A 17,951-nucleotide genomic window follows, 5' to 3' on the forward strand; every position below is an offset into this window, starting at 1 on the left:
TCACCCCTTTATGTAGGGGTATACATAATTCGCCGGCATGTACAGAGCCGCACTCTCCGATATCTCGAATTCCTGGGGCTTTGAATCGAACATTATGACCTTTGCTGAGGTCACGTTCATCAGCTTAAGCAGTGTCCTTATCGCTGAGTCAAGGTCTCCAGTTTCATCAACTAGTGTTCCTTTCACGTCTTTCGCAAACCATACCCTTCCATCCGCGTATTTCTTGGTTTCATTTAGTGTCATGTTTCTTCCTTCGCTGACGACGTTTAGGAATTCATTAAAGTACATCTCTATCTGATCCTTAATCATTTTTCTTTCTTCTGGAGTTAAATCTCTCCAGTCGGCTCCCATATCCTTGTATGGTCCCGTCTTAAACACCTCAACTTTTATTCCGTTCATCTCGTAGTATTTCTCAGCGTTAAAGTGAACGTATATTACCCCTATGCTCCCAACCTCTGCCAGTGGGTCAGCAACTATCTTATTGGCAGCACACGCAATGTAGTACGCTCCCGAATCCATGTACCCTCCAGAGTATGCAACTATAGGCTTAAGGTAGCTTAACTTTTTCAGCTCTTCGTATATTATCCTGACGGGTCCTGCCATTCCTCCCGGGCTCTCTATCCAGAGAAGAACTCCTCCGATTGAAGAGTTTTCGCGGATTTCCCTTATGATCTTTACAACGTGCAGGGCGAGCTGGTCATCTATGGGCCCAAAAATGGGAACTATTGCAATGCTAACGTTGCCTTTCCCCTTTTCCTGGGATAATAGAGATTTTAAGTACTCAATTTCGTTCTTCATATCCTCTATCTTCAACTTCAGGAGAAGGGTTTCGTTTGTTGTTTGATTTAAGCTACTAACTTGAACTTGGGGAATCGTTTGATTGTACGATTTAAGGGCCCCAATTTGCATGTAAAGCAGAACGTTTGCTATTGCCGAGAACCCGAGTATTAAGAGTAGGATGAATGTAATATATTTCCAGACTCCATTTGTCATTTTTGCACCTCCCACTTTTTATCGCGGTTCCTCCTTTATATACCTTCCAAACCTTATGCAAAAATTTTTAAAGTTGCCATTTAAGGTGTATGTGGAAAAATTTTTGCAAAAATCAGGAGGTGATGCTCATGCCTAAGAAGGAGAGGAAGGTTGAGGGTGAAGAGGTTATAAGAGTTCCGCTTCCAGAAGGAAACCAGCTGTTCGGTGTCGTTGAGCAGGCACTGGGTGCAGGGTGGATGGATGTTAGATGTGAAGATGGGAAGGTCAGAAGGTGCAGGATCCCAGGAAGGCTCAGGAGGAGGGTCTGGATCAAGGTCGGTGACCTTGTGATAGTTCAGCCGTGGCCAGTTCAAAGTGATAAGAGAGGGGATATAGTCTACAGGTACACGCAGACCCAAGTAGATTGGTTGCTTAGAAAGGGCAAGATAAGCCAGGAATTCCTGACTGGTGGCTCCCTGCTATTAGAGTGATGAACTATGGAGAGACTTGACAGGGAAATTGCAGAGGTTCTTGGTCTTACAGAAAAGAGGGAGAAGGATAGTGAGCTCTTTAAAGTTTTCAGCGAGGTATTCGACAGGACAACAGTTGAAACGATAAGTTACTTTTACAGGAGAGGCAAGATAGAAAGGTTATATGGCGTCTTAAGCACGGGCAAAGAAGCTAATGTGTTTGCAGGCTACGATGCCAAGGGAAACAGGATCGCCGTGAAGATATACAGGACGTACACAACGGAATTCAGGAGGATATGGGAGTATCTCGCTGCTGATCCTAGGGTTGGATACCTTCCTAAAGACATTAGAAAGCTTGTGTTTGTCTGGACGAGAAGGGAGTTCAAGAACCTGCAGAGGGCTATGAAGTACGCCGTTAGAGCTCCAGAACCAATAGCCTTCCGCAATAACATCTTGATTATGGAATATATAGGTGATGAAATGCCAGCTCCAAGATTAAAAGATGTTGAGAAGGATCTGGAGCTTAAAGACTTTGAGGAGCTTTATGACTTCGCAATGGGGGCTATAGAAAGGTTGTGGAAAAGGGGAGACATGGTTCATGGAGACCTAAGCGAGTACAATATACTCATTTGGAATGAGCCCGTGATAATAGACTGGTCCCAGGCCACAGTTAAAAGGAACAGAATGAGTCTAACTCTCCTTTACAGGGATATAAGGAATATAATCAACTACTTCGGCAAAAAAGGTGTGAGCGTTGAAGATCCTGAGGAAAAGTTCCGCGAGTTGGCGGGTGATGAATTATGGGAGAGGAATTTGAGGAGCTTATGAAGAAGTATGAGAAGGTAACTAAGGACGGCGAGATAGTTAGGGATGAAGAAGATGATGAAGAATGGGAAGAATTCTTCAAGCAGGAAGAGTACGTTAAAATACCCAAGGAGAGGATCGCCGTCCTTATAGGAAAGAAGGGTAGCACTAAAAAAGAAATTGAGAGGAGAACCAAGACCAAGATAGAGGTAGATAGCGAGACTGGGGAGGTTTGGATAACCTCAACAAAAGAAACTGACGATCCTCTTGCCGTTTGGAAGGCGAGGGATATAGTTTTGGCTATAGGGAGAGGTTTCTCTCCAGAGAGGGCCTTTAGGCTACTCAACGAGGGAGAGTATCTCGAAATAATAAACCTCCCCGATATAATTATTGGCAATGAGAAAAACGCCCTACCCAGGGTTAGGGGTAGGATAATTGGCAGGAAGGGTAGGACAAGGCAGATAATTGAGGAAATGAGTGGAGCGAGCGTAAGCGTTTACGGAAAGACTGTGGCAATAATTGGCAACCCAATTCAGATAGAGATTGCAAAAACGGCGATAGAGAAGCTCGCTAGGGGCTCACCTCATGGGACGGTCTACAGATACCTAGAGAGGAGGAAGAAAGATCTCGAACTTGAGGGCTCGATGTATTATGAAAACCTGTGAGGTGTTGTTATGGCCGAAGCAAGGGATCTATTTAAGGAGTTTAAGGTTCAGAGTGTAAGTGAGTTCTTCAGAAGGAACGCGGCAATGCTTGGTTACACTGGGAAGGTTAGATCACTGACAACAATAATCCACGAGGCGGTAACGAATTCTTTAGATGCATGTGAAGAGGCTGGGATACTTCCCTATATTAGGGTTGAAATTGAGGAGCTCGGAAAGGAGCACTACAAGGTGATAGTTGAGGACAACGGTCCTGGGATTCCTGAGGATTACATTCCACACGTCTTCGGTAAGATGCTCGCTGGAACTAAGGCTCACAGGAACATACAGAGCAGGGGACAGCAAGGTATAGGCATATCAGGAGCGGTAATGTTTGCTCAAATAACAAGCGGTAAAGCTACTCGCGTTATCACATCCACTGGTGGGGACATAGTTGAGGCCTGGGTTAAGATAGACGTTCAGAAAAACGAGGGCAAAATTGTGAAGAAGATCAAGCATCCAAATCCCAAAGGCTGGAGAGGTACGAGGATAGAGCTCGAGGTTAAGGAAGTAAAATACGTTCGGTCAAAGCAGGGTGTTTACTGGTACCTGAAGCTCACGGCAATTGCTAATCCTCACGCTCATATAGAGTTAATTGAACCGGATGGAAAGCTGATTGTATTTCCAAGGTCGAGCGATGAGATTCCTGAACCGCCTGTAGAGATGAAGCCCCATCCAAAGGGAGTAATGACGGACGACGTTTACACCATGGCCCACAGGAGCAAGAGGAGTAGCGTTAGGAGGTTCCTAGTTTCTGAGTTCTCGAGGATCAGCGACAAGAAAATTGATGAGCTCATAGAGTACATAGCCGCTCTCAGGCTGATAAAATCAGAGGAGAGAAAGGAGATCAGAGAGCAACTATACGAAAGGCTGGCCAAGGGAGAGGTAGATGCCGTCCTCAAGTCCTTTGGCAGGAAGTGGAAGAAGGTCGTGGAACAGGTAGCCAAGATCATGGAGAAGCCCCCCGAGAAGTTAACTTGGCACGAGGCGGAGGAGATAGTTGAAGCCTTTAAGCTGATGAAGTTTTTAGCACCACCAACTCACGGCCTAAGGCCCATTGGGGAGGAAAACATCGAGAAGGGTCTCAAGGCAATTCTGAGGCCTGAGTTTGTAACGGCAATAACTAGGCCTCCAAAGGTGTACGCTGGAGGTATACCGTTCCAGGTGGAGGTTGGGCTGGCCTATGGAGGACACATAACAAGTTCTGAAGTTTTAAGGTACGCTAATAGGGTTCCACTTCTCTTTGATGCAGGTTCATGTGTAATAACTTCGGCAGTGAGGAGCATAGACTGGAAGAGATATAGAATAGATTCGTTTGACACCGCTCCCCTAGTCGTTTTGGTCAACGTTATCAGCGTTCACGTTCCCTACACGAGCACTGGCAAGCAGAGTATTGCTGACATCGATGAGATATACAACGAGATAAGGCTCGCTTTGATGGATACTGCAAGGAAGCTGGCCTTCTACCTTGGAGGTAAGTTCAGGAGGTTGTATCAGGTTAAGAGAAGGAAGACTCTTGAGAAGTACCTTCCTGAGATTGCTAGAGCCTTGCACATTCTAACCGGGGAGCCAGAGGAGAAGATCAAGGAGTACTTCCTGAATCTTATAGAGAGCAAAATTGAGGTTGAGGAGGTGAGTGAGGTTGAAGCTGAAGCGACAGAAGCCTAGGGAGAAGTTTTCTTACGATCCTCAAAAGGTTCTCAAAAAGCTTGAGGAGGTAGCTCAAAAGATACTGGAAGAGGTTAAGGCCGGTAAGAATCCCTACTTTGACGTTCCGACGAGGGGATTAAATAACGTATACTTTGACGAAGAGGCGAGACTAATAAGGATGGGTGATAAGCTCTCGAGGAGGTACTTCCTCAACGTGGCTCATGCAAGAAAGTTCATGCAGACCCTAATCTTAATGGCCTACGTTAAGAGACTGGTGAGTGAGGGGAAGCACGCGAGCTTAAGAGAAGCGTACTATGCCAACAAGCACACCATCCCAGGGACTAAGGAAAACACATTCGAAGATCAGAGCGAGAGCGATCCGATAATAGAGGATCTTGAAAGGATGCTTGGTGTTCTGAGAGAGGAGATGCACATTACGGCGGATAGAAGAGGGTACATCTATGGAGATATAGTCATTAAGGATGGCGAAGATGAGTTCAATGCATCTAAGCTCGGTACGGGCGGCTGGGCCGTCCCTGGGACGGTTGAGCACATTCAGTTTCCGGAGGTAAATGTTGACTACGTTCTCGTCGTCGAGACAGCTGCAATGGCCGATAGGCTGATCGAGGAGAAATATCCGAAGAGGGAGAACTGTTTAATCGTGGCAACCCAGGGTCAGGCTTCGAGAGGTGTTAGGAGGCTAATCCACAGGCTCCACTATGAAGAGGGCCTCCCGATAATAGTATTCACGGATGGAGATCCATACGGTTGGTACATTTACTCTACGATAAAACAGGGATCAATTAACCTCGCCTATCTAAGCGAGAAGCTTGCAACCCCCGATGCGAAGTTCGTGGGAATGACTATGGATGACATAAAGGAGTACGGTCTTGAAAACGTTACCGAGAAGCTCAAGGGTATTCCTCCAGATAAGAAGGGAGGGCCAACCGGGGACTACAAGAGGATAATCGAAGAGCTCAACTACCCATGGTTCCAGAACAAGGAGTGGCAGAGGCAGCTGAAGCTCGCACTCAAGTGGGGAGTGAGGATTGAACAGCAGGCTCTGGCAAACAAGAGTTTGGAGTTTGTGGCGAAGGAGTATTTGCCCGAGAAAATAAGGGAGGGTAAGCTTCTTCCGTGATGAGCCATGCCGACTACTGAGGAGCTAATAGCTAGGATAAACAAAACATTGGACGATATAGCAATAGACACCCCAGGGTTATTTGATGATCTCGATGTTCCTAAACTATTTTTTGTATTTAAGAACCGGCTGGAAGTTTTGAAAGATCTAGAAGAAGAGCTGGAAAGAAGGGTTGGCGAACTTGGTCCTGCTCCAATATTCAAGGACAAAAAATCAAAAGATCCTCACCTGTCTTGGATATACAGAAAGAGGCACTACAGGTCATTAACCCTCGAAAGGCTGAGAGCCGCGATAACCGCTCACAGAATGGCCCTTGCAATTCTCGATGCAAACTATGTACTAAGGAAGGGAAAGGTGGACATTCCCCCAGATGCCCTAAAGAGAAGCGATCTCCAAAAGGTAAAAGCTGTTGAAAGACCTGTAAAGCTCGGTAGGATAGATATACTACCATATCTGGCCTACTCTGGGGATGTCCTAAGATTGCTTGGTCAGAGGGGTATTGAGATAAGAGAACACTTCAAGCTAATAAAGGGCAAGCTCAGGGAAGAAGGTACGGTAAGAAAGGAGAAGTTTAGGATAGAGGTTGAGTACTGGGAAAATGGAAAGTTAAAGAAGGAGAAGCTTGATCTGCCCGTAGATGCTGACATAGAAGGGGAACTCAGGAAAAAGTATGGGAAAAGGTTTAGATGGAGGGTTTTGAGCTACGTGAAGACTGTCGGTGTTTTAATAAATAACCATTACACCGTTGATAACCTTGCGCTTGCTTATTCTACTCTGAACCCAAAAGAGGGCGTTAGATTGCTGGCTCTCGATATTTTCAGGTACTACTTCTTAACATCTGAAAAAGAGAGGGAGAATGTCTCCATATACCCTGGGATAAGGTCGTGTATAGACTGCCACTACTCCCTGTTTGATATTCCATTCAAGGAGAGAGCAGACTTCAAGGTTGGATTTGGTAGTCTGCTCCTGATAAGGAAGTGCGAAATAGAGAAGATGCTGGTTAGGAGAAGGAGTGACATAACTAGATTGCCCAACTACGTATTGGGCGGGGTAATATTGTATGGCATTTCAAGCTTTACGGAAGAGGAAGTTGCAAACCTACTTGAGATAGACATTGGAGAGCTTAGGGAAGGCATTAGGAAGTTCGTTGTCTCGGGCCTTCACAAAGTCGTGTTCTCGGATGTAAGCAAGTTTGAGAAGTTTATGCCGAAGAGCGAGAAGGCGAAGAAGTTCCTTGAGCTCCTCCAGGGGTGATATTTTATGAGAGTTGAGATAACTGCGAGAAACGTGAGAGAGTTGCTGAGGAAGATAGATGAGAATCTTAATGAGGATGTAACTGAAGTTTACATTAACTTAAGGCCCACAAAGGAGGTTGTAGTTAGGATACTCGAGAATGCTCCTAACGTTAAGGTGATAGGGTGCCCTCCTAGCCTTTATCCGAAGGTGTCTAAGAAAGTAATTAATGCCCTTGAGAGGATGGGGATAAAGGTTATCCCGATAGCCAAAGGAAGAGGTAGGCCTAGAAAGTACTCGGAGAAAACGGTAAATTTAATTCAGGAGATGCTCAGCCGAGGTAAGAGCCCCAGGGAGATAAGTAGATCCCTGGGAATACCTTTAAGAACCCTGTACTACCTTATCTCCCTCTACAACTTAAAGCCTCTAGTTGTTGAAGATGAAGAGGATTGAAAAAATTTTGAGTTGTAGAATAAGAGGTAGGAGTACCTTTTGTTTTTATGACAAACTTCCTAAGAAGCAATCTGAATGCAGAAGCTGTTGCTAGTTCTTATCAAAATTCCTGCTTACAAATATATTATAAAGCAAATAACATGAAATAAAAGCTGAGGGATTTAATTTGGGTAAGAACGAAAGAATTATAATAGTGACCTCAATTTTTGTGGTTCTTGTAGGCCTTCTGACCGCCCTCTACTATGGGAGGAGTGATCACATATACAGATGCTCTGTTGCATTGTTCGGCCTATCAATTCCCCTCTGGTTGCCAGAGGTTTACACTCCTAAGGGCACGTTAAAGAAGCTCTTAGCTCCTGTGTATGATACTGAGGTCATGGCCTTCTTGGGAGTCTTCATAGCGGTTCACGTTTCCCTGGTTAATGTTCCCTTCACGACTGTCGATCTGTTCCACAAGGAGTGGAGAGATGCTGACATGATAAGCCACTTTCTTGGTGGTTTGGTGCTCTGGCTCATGATCGCGAGGATCTTAGTGGAGTTTAACATTCCATGGCGTGACATTTTAAAGTACTCGGTGGTTGCTTTTTACATTTTGGCAATTGGCTGGGAGGTTGCTGAAAAGGTAAGCGAATCAGAGATATCATTCATCACAGAAACCGTTGGCAACAAAATGAGGGATCTCATTATGGACTCCCTGGGAATGATAAGTGGAATAAAAATAAGAAAGAAAATCACTTCTTTCCGGCGATCTTGACGTTCTCAAACTTTATGTATGGTGTTATCACAGTGTACATTGCTGGTAATGCCCTCTGTTCCTTGCTGACTTCCGTGGCCTGCTTCAATAGCTCGTAAATGTTCCCGGCAATTAGGAAGACGCTTGATCCAACGATCTCTCCGTCCTCTATTAGGTAAGCTGGATTTGCCGTCACGGCAAAGTTACCGTTGTCGGGGTTACTTGAGTGTGCACCCTGAACGCCATCGACGAAGTAGCCGTGCTTGATTTCCCCAATTATATCCTCGAGTGACCTCTTGCCCTCTTCAATGACGACTGTGTTGAGACCTATGCTGACACCTCCGCCCCTCCAGTCTCTTTGCCCGTGCCCCGTGCTCTCCGTGCCGTATATCTTTGCCCAGTAGTTGTCCCATACGAACCCCTTGAATATTCCTTTCTCTATGAGCATCGTCTTTCTCGTTGGAACCCCTTCCCCATCGAAGACAGCCTTTGCTATGCTGAGCTCGTGGAACGTGTCATCGTACATCGTTATAACCTCACTCGCGATGCTCTCTCCAACCTTATCAGCTAGTGGCGTGGTCTTCTTCACTAACCTCTCACCGCTGAAGGCCGGGAAGAGCGTGTAGAATAGTAAGCCTGAGGTAGCCCAGGGGCCAAAGATTATTGGTACTTCTTCGTTCTTTGCCTCCTTGACCTTATAGGCCCACTGAACCTTCTGCACGCCTTTCTCAACTACTCCCTCAACGTCCAAGTTAAGATTATCTTTAGCATCGAATTCGAATATTCCTGGGGTGACTACACCCTCCTTCTTCCCAACGAATTCAAAGAACAGGTGTGAGTAGCCGAACTCTTGGGTCACGTTTATCCCTTGGGAGTTGTAAATTCCTACCTCAACCCATGAAGCTCCTGCAGATCCTCCAGCTACAGTTATGTGCTCATCCTTCTCTCTTGCGAGCTTTATTCCTTCAAGGACGAAGTTAACGAGCCTATCTGGTGAGACCTCCTTTAGCTCTTCATTGACCTTTGGCTTTTCCCTGTACTTTCCTGGGCTTGGGAGGGAGTGCCACTTTTCATCTGGGTTATTTAGTTTGGCCATCTTTGCGGCCGACTCTATGGCCTTCTTCACTTCTTCCTTATCGGCGGTGTCTATTATGGCAATTCCGATCCTCTTGTCTTTAATTCCTCTGATTATCGTGACGACGTTCGTTCTCGTTGAGGCCATTGATATTTCGTTAAGCTCAACGTCGACGCTTACGTCCCTTCCCCTCTGGACGACTATCTCAAGCTCGTCAAAAAACTTCTCACCGTACTTAATCAGCTCCTCCATCTCCATCACCCGATGAGAATTCCTCCATCGAACCTCATGTGGGGTCCACCTGAGCTAACAAATGCCGTCTGTCCCTTTCCACAGAATCCAACCTCAAGCCCGAAGTCCTTACCTACTGCTGTTATCTTCTTCAGGGCCTCAATTGCAACTCCCGTGATTGAAGTATCCCTTATCGGTTCTGCAATCTCTCCGTTCCTTATCACATAGCCCTCCTGAATTCCCACTTGGAACGCAGAGTTGAGCTGGGCCTGTCCTCCCCTGAAGTCTACAACGTAGTAGCCGAACTTGATGTCCTCTATCATCTCCTCAAATGACCAGTCTCTCGGCTCGAAGATCGTGTTCCTCATCCTTATTATCGGTGGGTACCTGTAGTCTTGGGCCCTTGCATGTCCATTTGGCTCCATGCCCCACTTTGCAGCGTACTCCCTGTTCAGCATTATCTCCTTCAGTATTCCGTTCTCGATGATGTGTATGTCCTTGACTGGGACCCCCTCATCGTCGTACTTGTCGTTTCCAAAGCCTCCCTCGACGTACCTCTCGCTCATCGTTACGAACTCTGGGGCAATCTGCTTGCCCATGAGATCCTTGAACGGTGAGTTTATGGTGAGGTCGGCCTCAGCTAGGTGGCCGAGTGCCTCATGGGCTATGATCCCGACGACTATCGGGCCGGCAACTATTGGCCACTCTCCCCTCTTTGGAGCAACTCCATTGAGCTGTGAGTGTAACTTCCTCAAGAGTCTGTCCTTTACCTTCTCATTGGGCTCTTTCTCCGTCATGAGCTCCCAGCCGTAGTCAACGGCCCCGATGCTGTCCCTTGCCATAGCCAATCTTCCCTCTTTCTTTCCGGTGACATAGACCCCTTGGTAGAGGTAGTTGTAGTCCCACTCTATTCTCGTTCCCTCGTTAGTTAGGAGTATTTTCTGGCCGCCTCCGTCTTCGTACCTTATGTTAACGCTCTTTACTGCTTCATCCTCCTTGAGGAGCTTCTCAAGTTCCCTGAGGTGGTTAACTTTCTCTTCTATGTCGACTTCCTTGGGCTTGACTTTCATCTTGCTCTTAACAAAGTCCTCCACGGGCTTTATCTCCGCGAGCTTTATCTTCTCTTTCTTTGTCTCTGCTGCGGCCTTTGCGAGCTTGTATGCCTCTTTGATAGCTTCCTCTAACCTGCTGAGATCGCTCGTGGAAGAGAAGCCCCACGCTCCATTTGCGAGAACCCTAATTGCTACTCCCCTGTTCAGCTTTTCAGTAAAGCTCACGAAAACTCCGTCTTTGAGGTTTAGCGTTGTTTTCTTGAGGTTTTCGTACCTCAGCTCGATGTACTCTGCCTTAATATTTTCCTCGGCCCAGCGAAGGGCTTTTTCCAAGGTCTCCATAAGAACCACCATTGACATTTGTACAGTAGGTGTATAACGTGTTGTGTATAAAAGGCTTTTGAACATTTCGATATAGATCGAAGATAATTACTACTTAAAAGAGTTTTTATTCACTATTATCAATATTTTGCCAATTTTTAAGCAAAAAGGTTATATATCATGAAGTTCATGAAATTAATTGCAAGAATATTATGGGGGGGTGATATGAGGAAGGCAATTTTAGGGGCTATAGTAGCCCTCCTCCTTGTTGGGGCGTACGCCTCTTATGTTATAAGTTATCCCAAGTATCCAAAGGTTGAAGGTTGTGTAAACCCATTTGCCGTAGTGAAGCCAGTAAGTAGAGTTCAAGAAAATTGGTCAAAGATTAATGTATTCTTCAAACTTGCTACCAGTAGGGATTTTTGGAAGTTAGCTAAACCCTGGAACGTTGACTACTCCCATGTAACGGTCGTTAAGCATACCCTTGAGTACAAGGGCAAAAATATAACTATGCTCGCTATAGGAGCCTTACTGAGAGATAAGAAGCATGTTGTTGTATATTATGAGTTCTCAGAACCAGTGAGAGGAATGGTAACAGCCTCTAAAATGTTTAGTATAAACAATAGCTCTAAACTAAAGTTAGTTGCTATGATGATTAACGGCCGATATAAACAGGTAGAAGATTGTACGAGGGAATGTGAATCTGACGATGAATGTGGAGAATTTTGGAGCTGTTCTTCATATTGCTGTGACACCAACATCAGGTGTTTTATAGGATGTTGTGGATCGTGTGGTCTTGCATGTTTTTCCTGTCTTGTAGGTGAAGCCTCTTCGTGTTCGGAATGTGTTTTATGTGTTGGGACTTGGTGTCCCACGTGTGGAGTTCTGTGCTGTGATAAGGAAGGTACAGTATGCTTAGACTGGGGGAATATGCCATGAAGAAGATAAACTCCCGGTTAGTTTTTTCCGTGCTTCTTTTAGTATTCTTATTAATACTATCATTGCAATTTAAATTTATACTTTTTACAGCACTTCTCTCCGTCATAGTGTTGTTACTATTTGAGTATAAAGGAGAACACCTAAAAGCAATAATCTATAGTGCGATATTATGGCTTGCTACGAATTCTGTTGTAGCGTATTTGATAATTGGTGAAGTTGAAATAAAACATCTAGTGGGGGCTATTGGAGGTAGCATATTCCTGATAGCTATAAGTTTACTTACTTGGAAAGTTTCGAGACCAAAGGACAACTTACAAAGAGGGAATAAAGAGATTAATGGTCAATAAATCGAGATCCTCTTAACCCCCTCAAGCTTTGATAACTCATTTATTAGGTCCCCAGGAATTGGCTTCTCGGTGATTATCGTTAGCGTTGCCTCCGGATAGAGTTCAGGATCCTCCGCTATTGCCTGCACGATATTTATTCCCCTATCTGAGATTTTCTGGGCAACTTTCGCTAGAATTCCAATGGCCCGTGGTTCTGGTTCGATTTCAATGACTCCGTAACCTACGTGCTTTCCAACGTACTTCATGTGCACCGTAGGCTCTAAGTTCATGTATATCTCCCTAAGCTCTGGGGTTTTGAGAATCATTGCAACTGTTTCCTTGACTACCCTTCTGTCAACATTTAGTGCCTTTGCAATCTTTGTATATGGGACTTCAATTTCTCCTGCCTTTATCTTCATGTCTTCAGAGACTTTTAAACCATATCTCAGCAAGGTTTTTGCGATGAGTTTCCTAACTGGGTACTCGTCGAAATGATGTTCAATTCTTCCCCACATGCTCCATCACCGCCATTAAAGTTCAGCATTCCACTATTGGGTTCATTGGTATTAAAATGTTTCCATGTCCTCAAATATACCTTAGACAATAAAAGATAAAAGCTGTGAAAACGCGGAAGGTATATAAAATCCCTTCCCGAGTATCAGTGGGGGGTGAAGAGATGGCGTTTGTACCACCTCAAGCAGGATACGATAGGGCGATCACAGTTTTCAGCCCTGATGGAAGACTGTTCCAAGTGAACTATGCAAGAGAAGCAGTTAAAAGAGGAGCAACAGCAGTTGGGGTTAAATGCAACGAGGGTGTTGTTCTTGCTGTAGAAAAAAGGATAACAAGCAGATTAATTGAACCTGAGAGTTATGAGAAGATTTTCCAAATTGATGATCACATTGCAGCAGCATCGAGTGGGATAATTGCAGATGCGAGAGTTCTCGTAAATAGAGCAAGGCTCGAGGCTCAAATTCACAGACTAACATATGGTGAGCCTGCTCCCCTCTCGGTAATAGTCAAGAAGATATGTGACTTAAAGCAGATGCACACCCAGTATGGCGGTGTAAGACCATTTGGCGCCGCTCTGTTAATGGCTGGCGTTAATGACAGGCCAGAGCTTTATGAAACAGATCCCAGCGGTGCATACTTTGCTTGGAAAGCTGTAGCGATCGGAAGTGGTAGGAATACAGCAATGGCTATCTTTGAAGAAAAGTACAGGGATGATATGACGCTTGAAGATGCAATAAAGCTTGCAATATTAGCCTTGGCCAAGACTATGGAAAATCCGACCGCTGATAACATTGAGGTTGCCGTAATAACTGTGCAAGACAAGAAGTTTAGGAAGCTCTCAAAGGATGAGATAGCGAAGTACCTCGAGGAAGTTATGAAGGAGGTCGAGCAAGAGGAGGTTAAGGAGAAAGAGGAGGATTATTCCGAGCTTGACAGCCACTACTAACTTTATTTCTCTTTTCTGGAGGTGATGTCTATGCCGATTAGTGTGGACAAGGCCGTGATTGCTAGATTGAAAGTTCACGGTGAGACTTTTGAAATTCTTGTTGATCCTTATTTGGCCAGGGATTTCAAAGAGGGCAAAGATGTTCCAATTGAGGAAATTCTTGCAACTCCTTATGTGTTTAAAGATGCACACAAGGGTGATAAGGCAAGCGAGCATGAGATGGAGAAAATCTTTGGCACGAGTGACCCCTACGAAGTTGCTAAGATAATTCTAAGGAAAGGAGAAGTCCAACTTACTGCCCAACAAAGAAGACAAATGCTGGAAGAGAAGAAGAGGCAGATAGCGACTATAATCCATAGGCATGCGGTAGATCCAAGAACGGGCTATCCCCATCCAGTAGATAGAATATTGAAGGCAATGGAGGAAGTTGGTGTTAGGGTTGATATATTCAAAGATGCCGAGGCTCAAGTTCAGGATGTCATAAAGGCACTAAGGAGGGTTCTCCCACTGAAGATTGAGGTCAAGATAATAGCAGTGAAGGATGTTCCTGATCGAAATCCCTGGGGGAGTTGAGGAAGAGTTTTATGAAAAGTTGAACGCCCTTACAAAGGGCAATGTCCAGACTAAACTTATAGAGAGGAAGGGCTTATGAAGAGGATATTTGTTCAGAATAGGGAATTAGTTGTTCCAGGAACCTTACTAGCCCAAGGTCCATATAAGAACGGAAGGGGAACATTTAAGGAAGGCTCGAGAATTTACTCGACCGTTATAGGCCTCGTTGACATTAAAGGGAATACTATTAGAGTCATCCCTCTTGAGGGCCCATATATTCCTGAGGTTGGGGATAACGTTATTGGGAAAATAGTTGATGTCAAGTTCTCTAGCTGGGTTGTCGACATAGGAGCTCCCTATCCAGCAACTCTTAAAATACAGGACTATACAGATGAGAAGATTGACCTCATAAGGACGGATCTGAGGAAGTTCTTTGACATTGGGGATATAATCTATGCAAAGGTCAAGGCGATAAATGAAGTCAACAATATCGACCTTACAACGAAAGGCATGCCCTTCAATGGTGGGCCCCTTAGGGGGGGTCAAATTGTAAAGATAACTCCCTCAAAGGTTCCTAGGGTTATAGGAAAGGGGGGCTCAATGATAAACATGATAAAGAAGCTTACAATGAGCAGGATAATAGTAGGGCAGAATGGCTGGATATGGGTCAACAGCAAGAACGATGCCCTAGAGAAACTTGCTATTGAGGCGATATTGAAGATAGACCGGGAGAGCCATACAAGGGGATTAACTGACAGGATAAAGTCCCTTCTTCTCTCGAGGCTTGAAGAGCTAAAGGAGCAGGGGATTATTGAGGAGATACCAAAGCTTGAGGAAGAGCAGGAAGAGGAGAAGGTGGGGGAAAATGATGGAGAAACCTGAAGATATCAAGCTGATTGATGAAAATGGTAGAAGAATTGATGGGAGAAAGAAGTACGAGTTGAGACCAATAAAGATGAAAGTTGGCGTTTTGAAGAATGCAAATGGTTCCGCGTATATTGAATGGGGTAAGAACAAAATAATAGCTGCTGTTTATGGTCCTAGAGAGATACACCCCAAACACCTTCAGAGACCAGATAGAGCTATTCTGAGAGTCCGTTATAACATGGCCCCCTTCAGCGTTGAGGAAAGGAAGAAGCCTGGGCCTGATAGGAGGAGCATAGAGATAAGCAAGGTAATAAAGGGTGCCCTTGAGCCTGCTTTAATCTTGGAGATGTTCCCTAGGACCGCAATAGACATCTTTATAGAGGTCCTTCAGGCGGATGCAGGTACTAGGGTTGCTGGAATTACTGCTGCATCACTTGCATTGGCTGATGCCGGAATCCCAATGAGGGACTTAGTTGCAGCATGTGCCGCTGGTAAGATTGAGGGTCAAATAGTCCTCGACCTAAATAAAGAGGAAGACAACTATGGAGAGGCCGATGTTCCCGTTGCAATAATGCCCCTCAAGAATGACATAACACTGCTCCAGATGGATGGTTATCTGACTAAGGATGAGTTCATTGAAGCAGTTAAGCTGGCCATAAAGGGAGCAAAGGCCGTTTACCAGAAGCAGAGAGAAGCCCTGAAAGAGAAGTACGTTAAGATAGCCCAGGAGGTTGAGGGAAGTGAGTGATAATGAAATTATTGCCGGTATAATGAGAGATCATATCGTTAACCTGCTCAAGGAAGGCAAGAGAATTGATGATAGAGGATTTGAAGATTACAGACCAATCGAGATTGAAGTAGGATTAATTGAGAAGGCTGAAGGCTCAGCCTTAGTTAAGCTGGGAAGTACTCAAGTTTTAGTGGGAATAAAGACTACCCTTGGTGAGCCCTTTCCTGATACCCCCAACATGGGCGTAATGACTACCAACGTTGAACTTGTACCATTAGCTTCACCGACATTTGAACCCGGTCCACCGGATGAGAGGGCAATAGAGCTCGCTAGAGTCATAGACAGGGGAATTAGAGAAAGTAGGGCCCTTAATCTAGAGAAAATGGCTATAGTCCCAGGCAAGATAGTTAGGGTGGTCTTCATAGATGTCCACGTTCTTGATCATGACGGGAATTTGATGGATGCAATTGGAATAGCTGCAATAGCAGCTCTAATGAATGCAAAGGTTCCAAAAGTTAGGTACAATGAAGAGACCGAGGATGTTGAAATTCTAGAGGAGACTGAGCCTCTTCCAGTAGAAAAGATACCAGTTCCAGTTACCTTTGCTAAGATAGGGAATGCTCTTGTCGTTGACCCTAACCTAGAGGAAGAGCAGGTCATGGATGGGAGACTAACTATAACTACCGATGAAACTGGACACATCTCTGCAGTCCAAAAAAGCGAGGGAGGGGCTTTTAAGCTTGAAGAAGTAATGTATGCTGTTGAAACTGCGTTTAAGAAGGCCGAACACATAAGAAAACTGATCATAGAGGCCGTAGAGAAAGGACATGCAAAAGGGTAAATTTTATAAACTAATCTTCTTCCCTTTATTTCGGCCCCAAGCCCCGGTAGCCTAGCCTGGTGGGGCGGGGGACTTGTAATCCCCAGGTCGCGGGTTCAAATCCCGCCCGGGGCTCCAGTGGGGCCGTAGGGTAGCTTGGTCTATCCTGCGGGCTTTGGGAGCCCGTGACCCGGGTTCAAATCCCGGCGGCCCCACCATTATTTTTTGCCATGAACCTTTACTACATTGTAAAAGTTTTTAAGGATATATTGAAAAGTGAACTTGGTGGGTGGCCGTGTATTATGAACATGCTCCGGCCCTTGGCTCTTACCTGATCTTGTACTTCTTCTACCTGATTCCCCTACCAGTGACGATCATATTAATATTGCTTTCTAGGAGAGTCTATATACAGAAGAGACAATGGATGAAAGTTGTGAAACCACTAGTTGCATGGAGCATTTTATGGATGTTTATAAGTTCGATAGCTCAGTTTTACTTAACTCACCAGTACCTGTACCTGTATTCCCTAACAGCCACCGGTACGTGCTTTACGTCCTCGTGCTTAAAAGAAAGCATGGCACGAGATGAACTTTACAAATTCAACATTACAGGAATGGAAGAGTATGGCATGCCGAACTTTGGAATAATGAGGGCATACAGGGTTACTGATTCAAGACTGGTCATGGGAATACATCCACATATCGAGCGCGTAAACGCGGTTATCATAGCAAGATCTATGTTTCCGTTGCCAGTTGTCGAAATATGGGATTACAAAGTAGATCCGAGGGATCCTCATAGAATTATTGGACTTGAAAGGTTTTACATTGTATATCCTAGCAATCCTGGGGAGGTCCTAACAGAGCACTTTGACTTTAAGTTTGAGATGTTTTCATGGGGGAAGAGGTATAGTGGATGAATAACCGAAAACCTTATATATCATCTTTATTGGAGCATTTTTCGGCAGGCGCCCCGGTGGCTCAGCCTGGTAGAGCGGCCGCTTGGTAAGCGGCAGGTCCCGGGTTCAAAGCCCGGCCGGGGCTCCACCTTCTAATAAGCTTTTCGCAATGGATATAAAATCTTAGTAAAGCTTATATATCAGAACCTAAAGGCGGAGTGTGGATGACATTCGTAAAAACTTCTGGGGGGCAATTTTCCGTGGCGGGGAGAAAAGAGTTTAACATATTTGATCACGTATTAGTGCCTGAGCATAGAGTACTCAGTGAGGAAGAAAAGAAGGCACTATTTGAGAAGTACAAAATAACTCCTGCTCAGCTACCTCAAATTAAGGCTAGTGATCCTGCTGTTAAAGCCCTTGGCGCTAAGCCTGGAGATGTTATTGAAATCAAGAGAAAAAGTCCTACAGCTGGAGTCTACTATTATTATAGGATAGTGGTTGAAGATTAAAGCTTCTTGAGGTGAGAA

Annotated in this window: 20 protein-coding genes, 3 tRNA genes and 1 pseudogene; 20 read left to right on the top strand and 4 right to left on the bottom strand. The window is 45.0% G+C overall.

All coding sequences use genetic code 11. The annotated features are described in order from the left end of the window. Nucleotides 1-993, bottom strand: coding sequence for a signal peptide peptidase SppA (gene sppA / locus A3L04_RS04720; protein ID WP_068578732.1), 993 nt, complete (start codon nucleotides 991-993; stop codon nucleotides 1-3). A 128-nt stretch (nucleotides 994-1,121) separates the two neighbouring features. Here sppA and eif1A point away from each other — a divergent pair, with 128 nt between their 5' ends. From eif1A to A3L04_RS04760, 8 genes are all read left to right on the top strand, one after another. Beyond that, nucleotides 1,122-1,463 (top strand): translation initiation factor eIF-1A, encoded by a 342-nt coding sequence (eif1A, locus tag A3L04_RS04725; protein WP_068323711.1) that lies wholly within the window; start codon nucleotides 1,122-1,124, stop codon nucleotides 1,461-1,463. Nucleotides 1,464-1,469: 6 nt separating this feature from the next. Then, nucleotides 1,470-2,270: a serine protein kinase RIO gene (locus A3L04_RS04730; protein WP_068578730.1), complete on the top strand. Its 801-nt coding sequence runs from the start codon at nucleotides 1,470-1,472 to the stop codon at nucleotides 2,268-2,270. Further along, nucleotides 2,243-2,911 carry a KH domain-containing protein gene (locus tag A3L04_RS04735; RefSeq protein WP_068578728.1) on the top strand — a complete coding sequence of 223 codons (669 nt, stop codon included), beginning with the start codon at nucleotides 2,243-2,245 and terminating at the stop codon, nucleotides 2,909-2,911. The genes A3L04_RS04730 and A3L04_RS04735 overlap by 28 nt, the downstream gene beginning before the upstream one ends. A gap of 9 nt (nucleotides 2,912-2,920) precedes the next feature. Continuing rightward, nucleotides 2,921-4,615: a DNA topoisomerase VI subunit B gene (gene top6B / locus A3L04_RS04740; RefSeq protein WP_068578726.1), complete on the top strand. Its 1,695-nt coding sequence runs from the start codon at nucleotides 2,921-2,923 to the stop codon at nucleotides 4,613-4,615. Continuing rightward, entirely contained in the window at nucleotides 4,590-5,738 is a 1,149-nt protein-coding gene (locus A3L04_RS04745; RefSeq protein ID WP_068578724.1) for a DNA topoisomerase IV subunit A, read from the top strand. The genes top6B and A3L04_RS04745 overlap by 26 nt, the downstream gene beginning before the upstream one ends. 6 nt (nucleotides 5,739-5,744) lie before the next feature. Continuing rightward, nucleotides 5,745-6,992, top strand: coding sequence for a DUF530 family protein (locus A3L04_RS04750; RefSeq protein WP_068578722.1), 1,248 nt, complete (start codon nucleotides 5,745-5,747; stop codon nucleotides 6,990-6,992). A 6-nt stretch (nucleotides 6,993-6,998) separates the two neighbouring features. After that, nucleotides 6,999-7,424 (top strand): DUF1699 family protein, encoded by a 426-nt coding sequence (locus tag A3L04_RS04755; protein ID WP_068578720.1) that lies wholly within the window; start codon nucleotides 6,999-7,001, stop codon nucleotides 7,422-7,424. 166 nt (nucleotides 7,425-7,590) lie between these two features. After that, on the top strand, nucleotides 7,591-8,178 hold the full coding sequence (locus A3L04_RS04760; protein ID WP_068578718.1) for a hypothetical protein: 588 nt from the start codon (nucleotides 7,591-7,593) through the stop codon (nucleotides 8,176-8,178). Here A3L04_RS04760 and A3L04_RS04765 read toward each other — a convergent pair. Both A3L04_RS04765 and A3L04_RS04770 read right to left on the bottom strand, forming a co-directional pair. Continuing rightward, on the bottom strand, nucleotides 8,156-9,484 hold the full coding sequence (locus A3L04_RS04765) for a TldD/PmbA family protein (protein ID WP_068578716.1): 1,329 nt from the start codon (nucleotides 9,482-9,484) through the stop codon (nucleotides 8,156-8,158). The two genes, A3L04_RS04760 and A3L04_RS04765, sit on opposite strands and share 23 nt — an antisense overlap. A 5-nt stretch (nucleotides 9,485-9,489) precedes the next feature. Beyond that, nucleotides 9,490-10,857, bottom strand: coding sequence for a TldD/PmbA family protein (locus A3L04_RS04770; RefSeq protein ID WP_068578714.1), 1,368 nt, complete (start codon nucleotides 10,855-10,857; stop codon nucleotides 9,490-9,492). 159 nt (nucleotides 10,858-11,016) lie between these two features. Here A3L04_RS04770 and A3L04_RS04775 point away from each other — a divergent pair, with 159 nt between their 5' ends. Beyond that, nucleotides 11,017-11,775, top strand: coding sequence for a hypothetical protein (locus tag A3L04_RS04775; protein WP_231963785.1), 759 nt, complete (start codon nucleotides 11,017-11,019; stop codon nucleotides 11,773-11,775). Continuing rightward, complete coding sequence (locus A3L04_RS04780) at nucleotides 11,772-12,122, top strand: hypothetical protein (protein ID WP_068578710.1); 351 nt, start codon at nucleotides 11,772-11,774, stop codon at nucleotides 12,120-12,122. Before A3L04_RS04775 ends, A3L04_RS04780 begins: the two co-directional genes overlap by 4 nt. On the opposite strand, the gene A3L04_RS04785 is transcribed toward A3L04_RS04780, so the two are convergent. Continuing rightward, the gene (locus A3L04_RS04785) at nucleotides 12,116-12,616 is read right to left on the bottom strand and encodes an ACT domain-containing protein (protein ID WP_068578708.1); all 501 of its coding nucleotides are present in this window, start codon (nucleotides 12,614-12,616) and stop codon (nucleotides 12,116-12,118) included. The genes A3L04_RS04780 and A3L04_RS04785 overlap by 7 nt on opposite strands. A gap of 161 nt (nucleotides 12,617-12,777) precedes the next feature. Here A3L04_RS04785 and psmA point away from each other — a divergent pair, with 161 nt between their 5' ends. The 10 genes and pseudogenes from psmA to A3L04_RS04835 all read left to right on the top strand — a co-directional run bounded on the left by psmA (nucleotide 12,778) and on the right by A3L04_RS04835 (nucleotide 17,933). Then, entirely contained in the window at nucleotides 12,778-13,560 is a 783-nt protein-coding gene (gene psmA / locus A3L04_RS04790; RefSeq protein ID WP_068578706.1) for an archaeal proteasome endopeptidase complex subunit alpha, read from the top strand. Between the two features lie 30 nt (nucleotides 13,561-13,590). After that, nucleotides 13,591-14,212, top strand: a pseudogene (locus A3L04_RS04795) (ribosome assembly factor SBDS). Next, complete coding sequence (gene rrp4, locus A3L04_RS04800; RefSeq protein ID WP_068578701.1) at nucleotides 14,209-14,994, top strand: exosome complex RNA-binding protein Rrp4; 786 nt, start codon at nucleotides 14,209-14,211, stop codon at nucleotides 14,992-14,994. The pseudogene A3L04_RS04795 and the gene rrp4 overlap by 4 nt, the downstream one beginning before the upstream one ends. Further along, complete coding sequence (rrp41, locus tag A3L04_RS04805; RefSeq protein WP_068323756.1) at nucleotides 14,978-15,727, top strand: exosome complex exonuclease Rrp41; 750 nt, start codon at nucleotides 14,978-14,980, stop codon at nucleotides 15,725-15,727. Before rrp4 ends, rrp41 begins: the two co-directional genes overlap by 17 nt. Beyond that, nucleotides 15,720-16,550: an exosome complex protein Rrp42 gene (gene rrp42 / locus A3L04_RS04810; RefSeq protein WP_068578699.1), complete on the top strand. Its 831-nt coding sequence runs from the start codon at nucleotides 15,720-15,722 to the stop codon at nucleotides 16,548-16,550. The genes rrp41 and rrp42 overlap by 8 nt, the downstream gene beginning before the upstream one ends. Nucleotides 16,551-16,590: 40 nt before the next feature. Next, nucleotides 16,591-16,667, top strand: a tRNA-Thr gene (locus tag A3L04_RS04815). Nucleotides 16,668-16,669: 2 nt separating this feature from the next. Then, nucleotides 16,670-16,747 (top strand) — tRNA-Pro (locus A3L04_RS04820). Nucleotides 16,748-17,142: 395 nt separating this feature from the next. After that, on the top strand, nucleotides 17,143-17,445 hold the full coding sequence (locus A3L04_RS10960; protein ID WP_162287186.1) for a hypothetical protein: 303 nt from the start codon (nucleotides 17,143-17,145) through the stop codon (nucleotides 17,443-17,445). 50 nt (nucleotides 17,446-17,495) lie between these two features. Continuing rightward, nucleotides 17,496-17,572: transfer RNA gene (locus A3L04_RS04830), tRNA-Thr, on the top strand. Nucleotides 17,573-17,684: 112 nt separating this feature from the next. Beyond that, on the top strand, nucleotides 17,685-17,933 hold the full coding sequence (locus A3L04_RS04835) for a DNA-directed RNA polymerase subunit H (protein WP_068579629.1): 249 nt from the start codon (nucleotides 17,685-17,687) through the stop codon (nucleotides 17,931-17,933). The last annotated feature ends 18 nt before the right edge of the window (nucleotides 17,934-17,951 follow it).

The organism is Thermococcus chitonophagus (genome assembly GCF_002214605.1).
Lineage (GTDB): Archaea > Methanobacteriota_B > Thermococci > Thermococcales > Thermococcaceae > Pyrococcus > Pyrococcus chitonophagus.